Source organism: Chitinophaga nivalis (genome assembly GCF_025989125.1).
GTDB classification, from domain to species: Bacteria; Bacteroidota; Bacteroidia; order Chitinophagales; family Chitinophagaceae; genus Chitinophaga; species Chitinophaga nivalis.
The window spans coordinates 6,012,168-6,028,280 of record NZ_JAPDNR010000001.1; the positions used below are offsets into that span (position 1 = coordinate 6,012,168).

A 16,113-nucleotide genomic window follows, 5' to 3' on the forward strand; every position below is an offset into this window, starting at 1 on the left:
CCGCTAAAATGGACCTAGGCAGCTGTGTATCTACCCCCTAGTTTTGCTGCATAAACAGCACACTATGCAAACGATCACCGCCAGCACGACTATTAGCCCGATTGATGAACTTTCCCGTAAGACCGTTTCCTGCCTCGATATTGACATGAGTTATGTAGATACCGGAGGTACGGGTGATCCAATCGTATTCCTGCATGGTAACCCCACCTCTTCTTATCTGTGGCGCAACATTATTCCCTGGCTTAGCCCCTACCGTCGTTGCCTGGCCCCCGACCTGGCAGGTATGGGACGATCAGGAAAATCACCGGATAAAAAATACCATTTCACCGACCACGCTGCCTACCTGGATGCCTGGTTTGAAGCCCTCGGCTTAACAGCAAATATTACCCTGGTACTGCACGACTGGGGAAGTGCCCTGGGCTTTTACCGGGCTTTCCGGCACCCACATCAGATCAAAGCTATCGCCTATATGGAGGCTATCGTGCAACCGCGCCTGTGGAGCGATTTCCCGGCCGGCCGCGATACGATCTTCCGCTCTTTACGTTCTCCACAAGGGGAAACCATGATTATGAGAGATAACTTCTTTATTGAAACGGTGTTGCCCAAAAGCATTATCCGCACGCTCAGTGAGGAAGAAATGAATGTGTACCGCTCGCCTTTTCAAGAGGCGGGCGACCGGCTACCCACCCTGCTATTTCCACGTGAACTGGCAATAGAACAGGAACCTGCCCATATTGCTCACATTATTGAGCAATACGGGCAGTGGATGGCCGGCAATGATATACCCAAATTATTGATCAGTGCCGAACCCGGCGCCTTACTGGTAGGACGGGCGCTCGATTGCTGCCGTACCTGGCCCAATCAGCAGGAGGTAACGGTAAAGGGTATACATTATATTCAGGAAGATAGTCCTAACGAAATAGGCAAAGCACTCCAATATTTTGTACTGAACTATTGTTAGCGAATACACTTGACACCATATCTTATCTGCTGCCGGTAACCGGGGTTAAGCGACCTATAGGCTTCGGATAGCGCACCGGCAGCCCTTCTCCGGATGTTATGTTCCGGTATTAAGAGACCCGCTCGAGGAGCGGGTTTTCTTATTTAGCGACCGGTTCTCATATTGACCACGATTTTGCATTATTTATATCACTTTAATATCAGTGGTGCCATAATCGATGGTGTACATACTTTCAGTCCTTACTCCTGCCGGTAAATAGTCATTGCTTAAAACATTCGTTATTATTCCTGTCATCATTGAACACTATAAGTTTTACGCTGACTGATTACCGTCAGGTTGTAATCTAATCAGGTAGTTTAAAATATCTGCCAAAAAAAATATTCTCCTGTACTCGTTTTAACATTTCAATGCTGTACACTACATTTTTCACACCTGCATTTGTATAGCGCAGTTAAGGACTACATTTAATGCTTATAGCATGGTAATATCCCCACTGACGACATTACATTTTTATTCTCCTACAACCCAAAATCATGATTAAATTTTACGCCCTGATATGCATGGTCATTATTACCATGTCTTTATCTTCTAACAGACTGCTGGCACAGGTATATGCCAATAGTCAGACCAACGGTGTTACCGGTCTTTGTTTGTTATGTAATATAAGTAGTCCAGACAACGCCATCAACAATACTAATCTGGATGACTACACTACATTTAACCTGACAGCTGGTTTACTTGGTGTTACTGTTTATCAGACATTAATATTTCCTTCACAAAGTACAGCTACCTGCGATTCATTGATTATTGGTATTGGCAGTGGAAACGCGCTTCTTTCCGTCAATCTGCTGGGAGGCGTCAGCGTACAAACCTTTAATGGGACTACCGCTAACAACGATCTCCAAATCATTAATACCAATATACTCAGACTACTGCAGACTACTAATAAAGCTCAGATAATACTTAAACCACAGCAGGCATTTGATCGTGTAAAGATAACGTTGAGCAGCAGCCTACTGGGGGTATTAAGTTCCTTTCAGCTTTATTATGCTTACCGCAAACCCGCTGTACCTGCTCCTAATGGAACAGACAGTTTAAATATTTGTCAGAACGAAACCGCCATTGTTACAGCTACCGCGGTAGCTGGTGCCACAGTCAGATGGTATAGTGCCGCTATTGGTGGTACTTTATTATCGACCGGAAATACTTATACCGTCACTCCATCTGTTACCACTACTTATTTTGCGGAAGCTGAAATCGGTGGTTGCAAAAGTTTGCGCAAACCGGTAAAAGTAATCGTAAATCCCAAACCGGCTAAACCGGTATACACTGTTCCTTCCATTATTACCTGTGGCAATACCCCTATAACAGTATCCAACCATCAACCTAATATAAACTATAACATACGGGTGAGATATACCAGTCTTGCTGGTACTTTACTGGATACATCCTATGCGATAATTAATACAGGGAAATTTATTGTACCGGATATCAATGCCCCCACCCATTCCCAGGCAACAGTATGGGTACAGGCGGTAAACAGTTTAACCGGCTGTAAATCCGATAGTGTACAAATGTCATTTGTATATGGCGGCCATGCCACTTTACCACGCGTAAGAGCGGATAGCATTACTATTTGTAAATTTGACAGTACTACCTTACAAGCCTTTATCCCCAATGAAAGCGACATAACTTTCCGTTGGTATGATGCACCTACGGCTGGTCATTTACTATATACAGGTCCTGACTACCGGGTTAGTCCCCAGGTGACTACCACCTATTATGTGAGTGCTGCATTTGCCTGTGAATATCCTGTGAGGAAGGCGGCAAAAGTTATTGTAAAGCAACAACCTAACCCCATTTACAGCGTTCCTCAAGGTATATTATGTTCTGTTAATCCCATATTGATACAAAATCATCAGGCTGGCCTGAACTACAACGTAAGGCTCAAAGGCATTCCTTTTTCCCGTGATCCGCTGGATACCTCTTACGTAGTGCTTAATAGTAACAGTATTGCAATTCCTCCTATTTACTTCTATGTGCCGGCACTGGTAGACATCTATATTCAGGCAGTAAATCCCCTTACCGGCTGCAGGTCTGATAGTATCCATCAAACATTTACTATAGGCGGATCGGCCAGCTTGCCCGAGGTAGATAGAGACAGTATCACCCTTTGTAAGAATGATAGTATTACATTACATGCTTTTATTCCAAATGAAACCTATGCTATTTTTCGCTGGTATGACATGCCATTGGGAGGTAATCTGCTATTCACAGGTGGTGACTTTAAAATAAGTCCGGCCAGTACCAAGACTTACTATGTAACGGCAGCATTTGAATGTGAAAACCCCAGGCGCCGGCCAGTAAAAGTAATAGTAGTACCATGCAATCAACAAATAACGCCGCGTTCGACCGATAAAAATGGATCCGCGGTTATTGGTCTGCAGTCACTACAGGTATACCCTAACCCTACAAACGGAGAAATCAGGTTTACAACAGACAAAGATCTTGCAGGAGGCCTGATTGTTATAAAAGACTTAAATGGCAGGGAAGTACACAGAGAGATATTAAGAAGGAATGGATTAGTCCTGTCGAAACACATGGCTACGGGGCTTTATTTTTTCCGGATACTTACCACTAAAGCAACATATGCAGGTAGTATATTGCTACAGCAGTAGTCGTAGACATATGCCACTATAAGAGCCGGACCTGATTATCGTTATTGTCGGGGAATAATTTCTGTCAGAAAATATTCTCCGACAATGATGATACCCTTATCTCTTTTAAACCGCCCGAACTTTCGCCCTTCTATATTTAAATCTGTTTGTTTTACATCTAGCGGACAAAGACAAAAAGAAGCTAGTTTATCGCTTGTTGGAACCTCCTCCTCCTATTATTCCTATCTATAAAAAAGGGACCGCGTTATCGCTCGCCATTGTGGAAATGTTTCCACCCGACATATGGGCATACGCAGTCAGTAAAAACTGGCTGGAAAAACGCATCCATATCAGGAATTTCATCAAAACACCTGCCTCTATCTGGATATGTGCTTCATGCATAAGATGCGACTATGATTCATTTTAAAATAGTGTCAACATAAAAAACAATCCATTCGTTAAATAATTAATCTGACACCTGCAGGCAATATTACAACCGCCATAAAACTTTTGTGACAGCATACCAGCTGTCATCTTTCTTCAAGCCATCCCTCCGATCTTTGTTATTGAATTAATGACCCGGTAGCATTCAGTTATATAACGCCACAACAAAGACAACCTCACCCCTGATACTTTTCAACATAACGCTAATATATTACCTATGAAAAACCTTTCTGGTGCGTTACAACACCGGTCATTATCCTTCCTGCTGGCTTGCAGTATTTTCTTTTCAAACCATCTGATCACGCAGGCACAGGTTAAAACATATGCCAACAGCGAAACCCATCAAACAACATTTCCGTGTGTACTGTGCAGTGTACAAAATCCCAGCAATTCCGTAGGTAATAATGAGCAGGATTACGCAACACTTCATATTACAGCTGGTTTAGGAGGCAGTGTATCACAAACACTTTCTTTCCCGGCAGCAGTAGACAGCAGCTTTATAGTGTTGGGTATTGGCAGCAACAGTAGTGTGTTATCGCTGAATTTGCTGGGTGGGGCTACTGCAGAAACTTTTTTAGGCAACATATCCAATAATGACACCAAAGTAATTGATAGCGTAGGCCTACATCTGCTGGCGGATTCCAGTAAGGCGACCGTCATACTTTTCAAGTCTAAACCTTTCGACCGGGTGAAGATCACGCTAAAGACTTCACTAATAGGATTATTAGAGAACTTGCGTTTATATTACGCCTATCATACTAAATCAATAAGTAGCTGCGGGTATATGCCCCCCTCTCCACTGGCATGGTATCCCTTCAACGGCAATTTCAATGATTCTACGCCGCACCGGTATGATGGCAGGAGTACAGATCAATTTTTCACTGCTGGTGTATGCAAGCAGGCATTTGGTCCGATGGGTAGCATGGATCGGTATAGGTTTCCTGTTCTATCAAACGCAGTTACTGTATCTTTCTGGATTAAGGATTCAAAAGCAGGCGCAAACCTGGAATCCAAGCTGTATATAGGCCCACTGTTATTTTTCTTCTTTCACAACAGCTCTACCTCACAACCTTATTGTCGCCTCTTAGCTGCTATTGATCAAAGCGTGGCATTCTTTAGGGAATTTGATATAGACACTACCTTTAAACAAATAACTGTTACCTATGCCAACAGCAACCGCACCCTCTCCTTATATCTAAATGCACAATTAGTCAGAAGCAGTTATGTACCTCCCTTAGATATAGCCGAAGGCATTTTTATAATTCCCGGCTTCAACATAATAGATGAGCTGATTATCTATGACCGCGCATTGGACAAAGAAGAAGTTAACGCCTTATATTATTCTTATACCCAATCGATTGCCTCACCACTCTTGCGACAACAGACTGTTGATAATGCCCCGATATCGAAATATGCAGCAAATATCTCCACCGCACAGTCATTAGATTTCTATCCCAACCCTACTACCGGTATCATTCAGATAAGTAGCAAAGCAGATCTTAACGGTGGCATTCTTACTATTAGCAACCTGGCAGGGAAGGTGCTATATCAGACTATTACAACTACCAACAATATACAGCTCCCGGCATTCCTGCCTACAGGCACTTACCTGATACGACTGCAAACAAAAGATAAAAAAATGCATACAGGAAAGATAGTGCTAAACAGGTGATGATGATTTCATAAAAATTATACTTTAAGCAATCATTGCCCATGATCACATGGGCAATGATTGCTTAGTCAGATTACGTACTAATCGGATAACAAGCAGGCAATCATTCACTCAATGAAAACACTTCTATTATTTATAAACTAAAATTGCCCGAAGGATTCTCTCCTAAACTGAAAAAGATGCTTAAGATCCCGGCACCGGCTTTAATGTTTTCAGATCAAATAGCAGGATGTCATGTTTATCATCCTCATCATACTTGCCATTGGCATTGACATCATAATAACCCGTAATGGTAAGCGTACCCACATACCGGTTCAATACCCAGGTTCTTACAAAGAAACTGCCCGCTGACAGGGCAATTTTCTCCCGGCCATCCGGAGAGAGTAAGACCATTTTCCGGGGGCGATCCCGTAAGTCAAATAGTTTCTTGTCATTCTCCTGATGATCTGTCCTAATGGTCACCAATATCCGGTTAATATGCAAGCTATCTAATCGGATATGTTCTATTTTTTCAAAATGGGTGTCTTTAGAGAATTCGACTTGTATTTTTTCGTGATTAGTCGTATTGATAAAAAGCAGATGATGATTCGCTACTGCTTTTTTACTCCAGTCTTCAAAGGTGGCCAACACATATGGGGTACCTTCAATTTCTTTCAGTTGATTGTAGGCTATCAGGTGATTGGACTTTTGTGCAGATACCGAAATAGTTAGTAAAGTCAGGTATAAAAGGAGGATGTGTTTCATTGTATAGCAGTTGTGTTGTTATCAGGATAAGTATATTTATATAGCTAATAAATATAGGAAAATTTGCAGAACAGGCTTCCTTTTTTCCATACCGGTATCTTACATTTACAACAACTCAAAATAACGACAGGCTGCTACCGAAACATAGCTATATATTCCCTATTTCCGAAAACGCCAACGTTTATTTCACTAAAAGATATGATACCAGGTTAATAGTAATCATCACCCTAAATTCCCATCAATACGGCACCATTTGGCTTATTCCTATGCGCAACACAGATGATATCAAAATCCTCTAAATGAGATTCACTCTTCTTTCCGGAAACTCAAACGAATGACTTACCTGTTTGGCTAATGATTATGACTATTCGCACATAAATACATATAAGTATTTTGCTGCCTGATTTTTCACATCATTCAATTTCTTCTTCACCTATAAAATATATGTTATGAAAAAAACAAAAATAAGTTTGATAATATTACTTTTTGTAGCACTTATCAGTGGAACACTGGGGTTTAAACTCGTAGGAGCAAATCCTCCGGAAAGTCTTTTTTATGTCAATAAAAGTGGGCAGCTATTCCACGTAACAAACTGTACAAGAGTACCTACAGGTAAAATATGTGTGCGCCCTGCTGGTTTTTCAAAGGGTTTTTACACTACCTCCATCACAACCTCCACTACTCCAACTTTTTCTATTATATACGGCGCTAATGCACAGTAATAGGCATAATCCGATAAATTCCCTCAAAAAAAGAATTAAGATGCCATCTACAATACGGTATCTTTTGTCGTAAAAATGATATAGACAATCCTGAATACGAAATCGGATACAAGGTATAAAACTGACAACAAAAACATAGTACTGTCGGAAGTTGGAATAGTGGATACCACAAATCATGTTACTAATCGACGCCGTTGTACTTTTCTTTTCTCATTAAAAACATATGTTATGAAAAAAACAAAAAAAAGTTTGATAATATTACTTTTTGTAGCACTTATCAGCGGAGCAATGGGATTTAAACTAGTGGGTGCAAATCCTGCGGAGTCACTTTTTTATAGGAATAAGGAGGGTAAGATAGTAGCAATACCACATTGTACAAGAGTAGTTACAGGTCCATTATGTGCAACTCCCACCGACTTTTCAAAGGGTTATTATACGACATCTATCACAACCCCCACTACGCTAACTTATCCCAGGATATACGCCGCCAATGCACAATAACCAACATTGCGCAATAAAAATCATCTCAATTACAAATTAAGATCCTGAGTTGTATTGAGAAGATAGTAATTCGTATCAAAGTACTGAACCAAAGTGACTATCGCTTGCTTTTGACATGGCCACTTTGGTTTATCTGTCTTTGCACTATTTCGTTATCAGCAACTGATTACTGCCAGTCACCACGCCACCGTTACCTTTTACCGTTGCTTTAATCACTACAATCCCTGCATAACTGGTATCCTGCACCCAAAAATTGGCCTGGGCTTCTCCGGTTGCATTAGATAACTTTTGATTCAGGAAAGTACCAATCGGCTCTCCGGTAGCCCGGAACGCCGTAAAAGTAACAGGCTGCCCGGCGGAAACCGTTCCTTTTAAACGGGTAAGCGTAGTCGTTATCACCGTATTCGCATCCAGTGCATTTTTCAATTGTCCCGGCATATCTATGTTCAGATAATCAGGCAGGGCAGGCTCAAAGTGTAACTGTATTTCCCTGCTATAGGAAGACCCAATCACTGCTTTGACATTAACCGCATCCGGCTGTGCACATTTTATATAGGCAGTAGCTACACCATCCAGGGTGGTATTGGTAGTATAGCTTTTGGCGTCGTTGGAAAAAAGTCCTTTATCGACGGTAAACGTCACTGTTCGCAGCGTATTCACGACAGTAGGATCTTTGGATTTTACGACCACCGTGGCATAGGTGAAATTATCTGCCGGCTGGTTGTCTTTGATGACATCCAGCGTCATGATACTATCCGGCGAGATACCCGCAATGAAATAAACAGGGATTTCCCGGGTAAAGGTGTCATTTACCGTCACCTTCACAGTGGCCTTGCCAGGCTTATCATACTTCAAATAAGCGGTTGCTTTGCCATCTATACCAATAGTAGTGGTATATTGCCCTGTGTTATTGACGAAAGTTCCTGCGTTGGTCTCAAACTTTATGTTACGGGTCGTTTTCTCTGTGGAAATATTCACCATAGCCACAATCTCTGCGTAAGTTACGTTATCTGCTATCACACTATCTTTCGTCAGGGAAACCGTCATAATATCATCCGCCTTTAACGCGTCTTTTTTCTGACAGGCACTCAGGAGCACACCATACATCAGCAACAGGCTACTATATTTTATCATCGCGTTATTTTTTTAATTGGGCCTTACGAATAAAAAAACGGATAGCCGGCACGGAAGCAGGCTGGTAAGCATAGTTTCTAAATGGATAACTCTCCTTCATCGCCGGTAAAGTAATATCAGCCTTAAAACCCTTCAACTGCAGGTTCACCGCTTCACACAAACTGACAGCTGTCGTAAATCCGGTATCGGACGTACTTCCCGGAATAGTAGCTACGATACGTATAGTCGTTTGTTCTTTACCGGCAGCATCCAATACAATCGTATCTGAGAATTTATTCATACTACCCGTCATGACAAACCCAGAATGGGAAAGTGCCGGCAGCCGTTTCCCCCCCTCCAGAAAGAAGACGTCAGGATTAGCACTGGTATAGGACAACGTTAGATTCAGTGGCGTTGTTTCTGCCTGTAAAATACAGCGGAACTTTAAATTCAACTTACGTCCTGCACACACCGGCCAGTTACTGGCCCCATTGAGCAATTCAAAATTGATGATAGGCATCTATGTAACAGTTTAAGTCAGGTGATTAATTGAAACCGGTAATATTTTTGGTGATTTTCTCTATCCATTTTTTCAGATCGAGGTCGAGCGACAATCCTGCATACGGCATCGCAGCCAGTGATTTATCTGTCTTCAGCGGATTCATGTCTTTTCTATAGGCCCACATCACGCCACCGGATACACGGACGCCGTCTGTCAACCGCACGCCCAGCGCCGTAATCAGGCTTAAATTATTGAACAGATCTTCGTATTCCTCATCTGCAGAAAAAGATACCACCGTTACACCAATCACACCAGACAAGCTTTTGAGCAGGTTTAACTTATTGGGATGTACCAGGGATTTGATAAATGAATAATTCGCCTGCCGGTTAATAGGAAAGAAATTGAAGTTCGCACCAAAATAAGGCCGGATAACGGTGTGTGGACTGGTAAATACCCAGGCCACCCCCAAATCGGCGGTAATATACCAATCTCCCCGCGTCACAAATTCGGCGGTTGTTTTACCTGGTATATTTACCTGGATAGGGAAACGCAGGTTTAAGTCTAGATTGATCGTATTAAAACGTGTCTCGAGTTCATTGACAGCCCCTATATACTGTTGCATGGCAATATAGATCGCATGCTGGTGTGCCCCCATTTTTCTTAGCAGGGCAGTATTTACCGCTATATCCTCCTGACTATAATCATTAAGCAGTACTGCTTTTTGTTCGGGATTGTTTTGTATACGCTGTAACTGATCCGTTACTTCCTGCAGTAACTGGTTCATATCGGCTGATACTTTCAGGTAATCCGGTAAAGCGGTAGCAGCTACCTGCTTATCAAAAACATCCGGCACATCTGCTTGTTGTACCCCATAAATCCGGTATTCCCAGGCGTCATCAGTCAATAGCGCTGTAGTAATGCTGTTCCCCAACTCATCAGAAATGCCTAACTCCGACTTATGCGTTACCAGGGAGGTCAGGAAAGTTTTCATATTGTTTTGTTCCTGTAAATAATAATTTTTGCCCGCTTCGATCTTATGTTCCAGATTATCTGCACGTACATTTTTCTGCATGACCAACGGATACAGGGAATCTGCTATGAAGGTATTCAAATGGGTATTAACAGTCGTCCGGATTTTTCCTGTATCCAGTGTGATATCCTTCGCCTCGTAGTAGCTGATAATCTGTTGCGTCATGCTGGCCGACAATTTACCCATGACAAGGTCTTTGGGGTCCTGTAATCTGGCCGACAGGTCTGTCATGTTCGTAGCCGTGTTATATATATCGTTGACATTCCGCCTGATAGTACCCCGCATCAGGATGCTGATCTGTTCAGATTCGGCTGCTGTGGCGTCCCGCTGCATTTCAAATTCGAAACTGTAATTCCTGATCGCCTTTAATGGCGGAATCACAAAGTAAAAAGTGTTTTTGGCAACCGAATCATCGGCCTTATGCAGGATATCGCGATACCAATCTGCCACCTGTATCGTATCGTCTTTACACTTCCTGCAATCGCGCTTATTGATAATTTTTAATTTCACTTTGGAAATCTCTTTCGGGATATCGCCATAAACCCGGAAGGGTACATCAAACGGAATAGAGTAATCCGTAAATCCGGCTCGCTGCAGATCCACCTTAATCCGGGTACCATATTCATAACCAATTTTTTTCGGGGGACTATTCTCAGCAGCCGCCTGTTCTTTGGCCTTCTCCTGGCCATTCGCCACAACTGTGATCATAAAAAAAACAGCTACGAAACAGCAGATCTTCTGCCTGACAATCGAGGGACAGCTATTATACATAAGTTTGGTTGACTAATTGGGAGTTATACAGGGGTATGCTATAGCAGCAATTTACATTATATTTTTAAACTGCAAAATTTTAAATACAGAGCGGGAGGATATTTATATCCTCCCGCTGATAATGACCATATAGTCAAATAGTAAAAACTGCTATGAAAATAATGCCTGACGTAACCCCAACGCTGCCTGCGCCAGAGAGCAATTCACCGCTTTAATATGGCTTAAAGGATTCAGCAAACCGTAATCGTGAATAAAGCCATTATATGTTTCGATCGTCACCGGCACACCTGCTTCGTCCAGTTTACGGGCATAAGCCAATCCCTCATCGTGCAGGATATCATTTTCGGCCAGTTGTACCAAAGCAGGGGGCAATCCTTTTAATTCGGCGATATCCGCCTTTAGTGGAGCAGCATAATATTCATTTCTTTTTTCCAGCTCCGGTGCATAGTTATCCCACATCCACTTCATCATAGCGGTGGTTAAAAATCTGCCTTCCGCGTATTTCTCATACGATGCCCGGCTAAAGTCGGCATCCGTTACCGGCCATAGTAATAATTGAAATTTGATAGCCGGTCCTTTTTTATCCTTCGCCATTAAACAAACAGCAGCCGTCATATTGCCTCCGACACTATTACCCGCAATGGCCAGGTTGGCACCATCCACCCCGATTTCATGACCATGCTCCGCTACCCATTTGGTGGCCGCGTAAATCTGATTGATGGCTACCGGATAACGTGCCTCCGGAGAAGGCGTATAATCCACAAATACGGCCGCAGCACCACTCTGAACAACCAAATCCCTGACCAATCTTTTATGGGTGGGATAATCACCTAAAATCCATCCGCCGCCATGAATGAATATAAAAACCGGTAGTTTACCCTGCGGAGCGTCCGCCGGTTTCACTACATGTATATTAACGGTAATATCGTCTTGCGTAATGGCTCTTTCTGACTCCGTTATGCCAGACGTGTCTACTTTCACTGATTGCTGGGCATCTACCAGGACCTGCCTGGCTGCCTGCGGTGTTAACGTCTCCAATGGCTTACCACCACTATTGTTCAGGATTTTCAGAAATGATCTTATTTGCAAGAGAATTTGCGGATCTTTCTCTGCAGGAATTGTTTGTGCCATAATCGTATATTTTATTTTGCAGTAATTACACTTGTACCTGTTTATTTACTTGTCTTTTCCAACTCCCGCGTTACCACCTGTGCCATTTCCTTAGAACTGAAAGGGTTTTGTCCGGTAATTAGATGTCCGGCTACAACCACATGGGAAGTCATCGGAATAAAAGCCTTTTTGAAGTGGGCGCCTCTTTCTTTCAGCGCAGCTTCCAGATTAAAAGGCACTTCTTTTTTTCGCATCGCCAATGTTTCTTCAAACCAATCAAATCCTGTGATGGATTTCCCCTCAATTAAATATTTCCCATCGGAAAGTTTTACATTCAACAAGCCACCCACGCCATGGCAGATAGCTGCCACCATTTTATTATTTTCATACTGGCTTTTAATCAGGGATTGCAAAGTAGCATCATCCGGAAAATCGTACATGGTAGCGTGTCCGCCGGCCAGATAAATACAGTCAAATGTCCGTTCTGTAACATCCTGCAGGCGACTGGTATTTTTCAATTCCTCCATAAAAGCGTTGTTCTCCAAATACTCCCTTGATACTTCGTCCAGCATAAATGGCTTCAGGCTTTCGGGATCAATAGGTGTATTTCCTCCTTTGGGGCTTCCAATGGTAACTTCCCAGCTCCGTTCTTTTGCAGCATGAAAGATATGCGTCAGTTCACTGAGCCACAAACCGGTTTTCAGGTTACCGCTGGCATATTTATCTACATTGGTGACTACTAATAAAAGTTTTTTCATGTTTCTTTTGTTAAAAAGATCTTTTATCCGGAGATGATTATTACGATAAATACTTAGTTAAACGATTGCCGGAACTGCAGCGGAGAAACTGTGGTACGATGCTTAAATAAACGATGAAAGGATTGTGGATGCTCAAATCCCAACTGATAGGCAATTTCCGAAACAGACATACCAGTGGTAGACAACAGTTCTTTTGCTTTTTCGATTAGCCGGTTCTGGATGTGTTGCTGCGTGGTCTGACCGGTATGTGTACGTAACATATCGCTCAGATAATTAGGGCTTAGATTGAGCTCCCGTGCTACCAACTGAACGGTAGGTATACCATTAACTGCCAGTTTATCGCTCTTGAAATAGTCATCCAGCAACTGTTCCAGTTTAATTAACAGATCGCTGCTGACCTTCTTTCTCGTCAGGAACTGCCGATGATAAAAACGATCACAATACTTCAACAGCAGATCCAGATTGGATACCAGCAAATCCTGACTGAAAGCATCCATATTGGTAGCTGTTTCCCGGTCAATATTCTCCATGATGTCCATAATCATTTTTTCTTCCTGTGCAGAGAGATGTAATGCCTCGTTGCTGGCATAGGAGAAATAACCATAATTCTTTATACTGGCAGCCAGCGGATACCCATGTAAAAAATCGGGATGTACCAGTAGCACACAGCCTTTCACCTCTGACAATAAAATATCTTCAAACTGTACTACCTGTTGCGGCGCGACGAAATACATCATCCCTTCTTCAAAGTCATAGTACTGCTGGCCATACTTACATCTACCAGCGCAATCTTTCTTAAGCGCGATGACATAAAAATCAGTGGCGACGGCACGTAGGATGGTATCCGGATCGATGGTAACATCCGTAAAGTGGAAGATACTGATCAAAGGATGCAGCGGTTTTTTGAATTTCAAAAAATGATGCAATGCCGTGATCGATGATATTTTATCTGGTATTTTCATTGGTTCATTTTTATGCAGACAGGCAGAAAATCATCTGTTAATGATGGGCGCTTTCCTGCTCAGCCTTTATTTGTTCTATTCCTTCTTTGAATGTCGTTATTTCAAAATCAGGAAATCGCTTATTAAATTTTGACGTATCAAAAATGTTGTCGTACGCATATCTGGGCAGTAGCTCCTGGAGTTCCTTTACCCGCTTATTAAATATGGCGCCTAATTGCAAAACAAATTTCGGCACAACGGTGTAGGGTAGTGATCTTCCGTACACCTCAGCGGCCAACGCAATCAATTGCTGATAGGTCAGTCGGTTATTATCGATGGGCAGGTGCCAGGTTTGTCCATAAGCATCCGGTGTATTACCGATTAACGCTGTGGCCCTACTGGCGTCAGGCGTCCATATCAACGATCTTACGGTGTCATCTCTTAAAGGTACTTTCAGTCGCTTATGTTGCGCTATGGCATCAAAAATAAACGTGTTGGTGATGCTTTGGGTTTTACCCGGACCATAAAACTCAGGAGCACGGCAAATCACGGCATCTATTGCCCCTGACTCCATTTCCTTTAAGAGCATTTCCGCCATCTCTTTCCTTACCGCCCCTTTTTTCCCTACTGGCGAGAATCGCGTTTCTTCCGTCAGCACCTCCGCATTTTGCGGATACATGTACGTATTGTCGAAAAACACCAGTTTTGTACCATGCTTTTTACAGGCATCTATTACATTCCGCAGGATGCGGGAAAATTGTGCAACCCACATATCGGTATTCATGGGAAGCCCTAATGTAAAGTAAGCAATCTCACTTCCTTTTAAGGCTTCGTTTGCTTGCCCGCTGTCCTGTAAATCGGCCGAAAACACGGTATCCGTATCATTTATTTTTATGGCCTTTCTGCTTACAATCCGGATGTCGGAGGTATACTGTTGTCTGAGTGCTCTTGCTAATGCTTCTCCTATCTGTCCGGTTGCACCAAGTATCGTTTGCATAATGATTCAGTTTTCAGGTTTACCGTTATTGTTAGTTATTTATTATACTAAACGGTTTTAAGTCCGGCCTCAAAATCTAGTCAACAATTGCGTTGCCGGTTTTGTTTAGGCCTTCCTGCTGCCGGCAGGGTGCTTACTTCGCTGGTGCAGTAGCGTGAATTAATTCCGGGGCGTACAAGGCTGCCTGAAAATCGGGCAGGTAGTCATACCGGATCATCTTGCCTAATTTTAAGGATCTCAGCAAGGCAGACAAGCCACCATCTGTAAGTGTTAGTGTAACATTCTTCCGTTTAGCACTGCTTGCATGTTCCAGCTGACGCACATCCGTGTAGCCATGCGTCAACTGGTGTTGTTGATTCAGATTGATAAAATTGGTCCGCACCAATGCTCTACCGGATGTAGCTATATACATTTTTTTCCCTTCCAGGATCATATCGGTTTTTCCGGTGGCATTATCTGCGATATCAAACCTGACCGACTGATTGGTTTCCTGATAACTGATGGCGGTTAGCCACTTTGGCAAGTTATATCCCACCCTACCTCTTACCATGGCCAGTTCCGTATTTACGGGAAGTTTCAGTACGTATCCCCACAAATCTTTCGCCTTCAATTGCCGGAGTAAGGTAAATACACCGGCTTTGGCAGATCCGGGTTTTGTAGTTACAATGGAGATGGATACCTCATTGTAAGTGTCGTTATCGCAGTAGTGGTATGCATAAGCGGTGATGGCCACCAATCCCCGGTTGGGCCATATAGCAATGGGTTTTACCGTTGCTAAAACCTCCGGGGGCATCAGTGCTTTCAGTCTGCTCAGGTTAGCGGTGAAAATGGCGGTAATGCTGCTGTTTTTGTAATAAAAATTAGGAGAATAGGATTCAAATCCCATATCTACTTTCTTTTTAGCCAGTGTTTTAAACCAGCTCAGGTCAATCTCCGGTGCTGCTGACGCAATCACTGAAAGTGGCGGATTAGAACGATAGCGGTCATATAAACCATCTTTCATTACCGGAACGCGGTGACCAGCGAGGTCAATGATTGTTTCCTTTGGTTTTACGGAATCCGGGTTTCCACCTGCGTGTATCTGCATACCGGTTACCATGATCAACATCTTCAAAATGCCCATATATAGTTTTTATAGTACTACAAAATTCGGGCATCATGGCAAAGTAACTGTATCTCAATCAACTGAA

The 16,113-nt window shown here is 42.8% G+C and carries 14 protein-coding genes; 5 read left to right on the top strand and 9 right to left on the bottom strand.

What is annotated here, in order from left to right; genetic code table 11:
- The first annotated feature begins 64 nt into the window (after nt 1-64).
- The 3 genes from OL444_RS22605 to OL444_RS22615 all read left to right on the top strand — a co-directional run bounded on the left by OL444_RS22605 (nt 65) and on the right by OL444_RS22615 (nt 5,734).
- On the top strand, nt 65-961 hold the full coding sequence (locus OL444_RS22605; protein WP_264729572.1) for a haloalkane dehalogenase: 897 nt from the start codon (nt 65-67) through the stop codon (nt 959-961).
- A gap of 533 nt (nt 962-1,494) precedes the next feature.
- Nucleotides 1,495-3,639, top strand: a complete 2,145-nt coding sequence (locus tag OL444_RS22610) for an Ig-like domain-containing protein (protein WP_264729571.1) — start codon at nt 1,495-1,497, stop codon at nt 3,637-3,639.
- A gap of 640 nt (nt 3,640-4,279) precedes the next feature.
- A complete protein-coding gene (locus tag OL444_RS22615) occupies nt 4,280-5,734 on the top strand; it encodes a T9SS type A sorting domain-containing protein (RefSeq protein WP_264729570.1) in 1,455 nt (484 codons plus the stop codon).
- Between the two features lie 183 nt (nt 5,735-5,917).
- Here OL444_RS22615 and OL444_RS22620 read toward each other — a convergent pair whose 3' ends face one another.
- On the bottom strand, nt 5,918-6,478 hold the full coding sequence (locus OL444_RS22620) for a hypothetical protein (protein ID WP_264729569.1): 561 nt from the start codon (nt 6,476-6,478) through the stop codon (nt 5,918-5,920).
- 449 nt (nt 6,479-6,927) lie between these two features.
- Here OL444_RS22620 and OL444_RS22625 point away from each other — a divergent pair, with 449 nt between their 5' ends.
- On the top strand, nt 6,928-7,200 hold the full coding sequence (locus OL444_RS22625; protein WP_264729568.1) for a hypothetical protein: 273 nt from the start codon (nt 6,928-6,930) through the stop codon (nt 7,198-7,200).
- Nucleotides 7,201-7,428: 228 nt separating this feature from the next.
- The gene (locus OL444_RS22630) at nt 7,429-7,701 is read left to right on the top strand and encodes a hypothetical protein (RefSeq protein WP_264729567.1); all 273 of its coding nucleotides are present in this window, start codon (nt 7,429-7,431) and stop codon (nt 7,699-7,701) included.
- Nucleotides 7,702-7,845: 144 nt separating this feature from the next.
- Here OL444_RS22630 and OL444_RS22635 read toward each other — a convergent pair whose 3' ends face one another.
- From OL444_RS22635 to OL444_RS22670, 8 genes are all read right to left on the bottom strand, one after another.
- Nucleotides 7,846-8,835, bottom strand: coding sequence for a hypothetical protein (locus OL444_RS22635; RefSeq protein WP_264729566.1), 990 nt, complete (start codon nt 8,833-8,835; stop codon nt 7,846-7,848).
- A gap of 4 nt (nt 8,836-8,839) precedes the next feature.
- Entirely contained in the window at nt 8,840-9,334 is a 495-nt protein-coding gene (locus tag OL444_RS22640) for a hypothetical protein (protein WP_264729565.1), read from the bottom strand.
- Nucleotides 9,335-9,359: 25 nt separating this feature from the next.
- On the bottom strand, nt 9,360-11,054 hold the full coding sequence (locus OL444_RS22645) for a hypothetical protein (protein WP_264729564.1): 1,695 nt from the start codon (nt 11,052-11,054) through the stop codon (nt 9,360-9,362).
- Nucleotides 11,055-11,267: 213 nt separating this feature from the next.
- Nucleotides 11,268-12,248, bottom strand: a complete 981-nt coding sequence (locus OL444_RS22650; protein WP_264729563.1) for an alpha/beta hydrolase — start codon at nt 12,246-12,248, stop codon at nt 11,268-11,270.
- A 41-nt stretch (nt 12,249-12,289) separates the two neighbouring features.
- Nucleotides 12,290-12,985, bottom strand: coding sequence for a type 1 glutamine amidotransferase domain-containing protein (locus OL444_RS22655; RefSeq protein ID WP_264729562.1), 696 nt, complete (start codon nt 12,983-12,985; stop codon nt 12,290-12,292).
- Nucleotides 12,986-13,038: 53 nt separating this feature from the next.
- On the bottom strand, nt 13,039-13,947 hold the full coding sequence (locus tag OL444_RS22660) for a helix-turn-helix domain-containing protein (RefSeq protein WP_264729561.1): 909 nt from the start codon (nt 13,945-13,947) through the stop codon (nt 13,039-13,041).
- Between the two features lie 37 nt (nt 13,948-13,984).
- Complete coding sequence (locus tag OL444_RS22665; protein WP_264729560.1) at nt 13,985-14,923, bottom strand: NAD-dependent epimerase/dehydratase family protein; 939 nt, start codon at nt 14,921-14,923, stop codon at nt 13,985-13,987.
- A 133-nt stretch (nt 14,924-15,056) separates the two neighbouring features.
- A complete protein-coding gene (locus OL444_RS22670) occupies nt 15,057-16,046 on the bottom strand; it encodes a hypothetical protein (RefSeq protein ID WP_264729559.1) in 990 nt (329 codons plus the stop codon).
- Between the last annotated feature and the right edge of the window lie 67 nt (nt 16,047-16,113).

Excerpts from the sequence above, each read along its gene's own strand:
- OL444_RS22660 (WP_264729561.1), bottom strand. The coding sequence starts at position 13,947 with ATGAAAATACCAGATAAAATATCATCGATCACGGCATTGCATCATTTT.
- OL444_RS22620 (WP_264729569.1), bottom strand. The coding sequence starts at position 6,478 with ATGAAACACATCCTCCTTTTATACCTGACTTTACTAACTATTTCGGTA.
- OL444_RS22610 (WP_264729571.1), top strand. The coding sequence starts at position 1,495 with ATGATTAAATTTTACGCCCTGATATGCATGGTCATTATTACCATGTCT.
- OL444_RS22670 (WP_264729559.1), bottom strand. The coding sequence starts at position 16,046 with ATGGGCATTTTGAAGATGTTGATCATGGTAACCGGTATGCAGATACAC.
- OL444_RS22655 (WP_264729562.1), bottom strand. The coding sequence starts at position 12,985 with ATGAAAAAACTTTTATTAGTAGTCACCAATGTAGATAAATATGCCAGC.
- OL444_RS22665 (WP_264729560.1), bottom strand. The coding sequence starts at position 14,923 with ATGCAAACGATACTTGGTGCAACCGGACAGATAGGAGAAGCATTAGCA.
- OL444_RS22645 (WP_264729564.1), bottom strand. The coding sequence starts at position 11,054 with ATGATCACAGTTGTGGCGAATGGCCAGGAGAAGGCCAAAGAACAGGCG.
- OL444_RS22615 (WP_264729570.1), top strand. The coding sequence starts at position 4,280 with ATGAAAAACCTTTCTGGTGCGTTACAACACCGGTCATTATCCTTCCTG.
- OL444_RS22640 (WP_264729565.1), bottom strand. The coding sequence starts at position 9,334 with ATGCCTATCATCAATTTTGAATTGCTCAATGGGGCCAGTAACTGGCCG.
- OL444_RS22650 (WP_264729563.1), bottom strand. The coding sequence starts at position 12,248 with ATGGCACAAACAATTCCTGCAGAGAAAGATCCGCAAATTCTCTTGCAA.
- OL444_RS22605 (WP_264729572.1), top strand. The coding sequence starts at position 65 with ATGCAAACGATCACCGCCAGCACGACTATTAGCCCGATTGATGAACTT.
- OL444_RS22630 (WP_264729567.1), top strand. The coding sequence starts at position 7,429 with ATGAAAAAAACAAAAAAAAGTTTGATAATATTACTTTTTGTAGCACTT.
- OL444_RS22635 (WP_264729566.1), bottom strand. The coding sequence starts at position 8,835 with ATGATAAAATATAGTAGCCTGTTGCTGATGTATGGTGTGCTCCTGAGT.
- OL444_RS22625 (WP_264729568.1), top strand. The coding sequence starts at position 6,928 with ATGAAAAAAACAAAAATAAGTTTGATAATATTACTTTTTGTAGCACTT.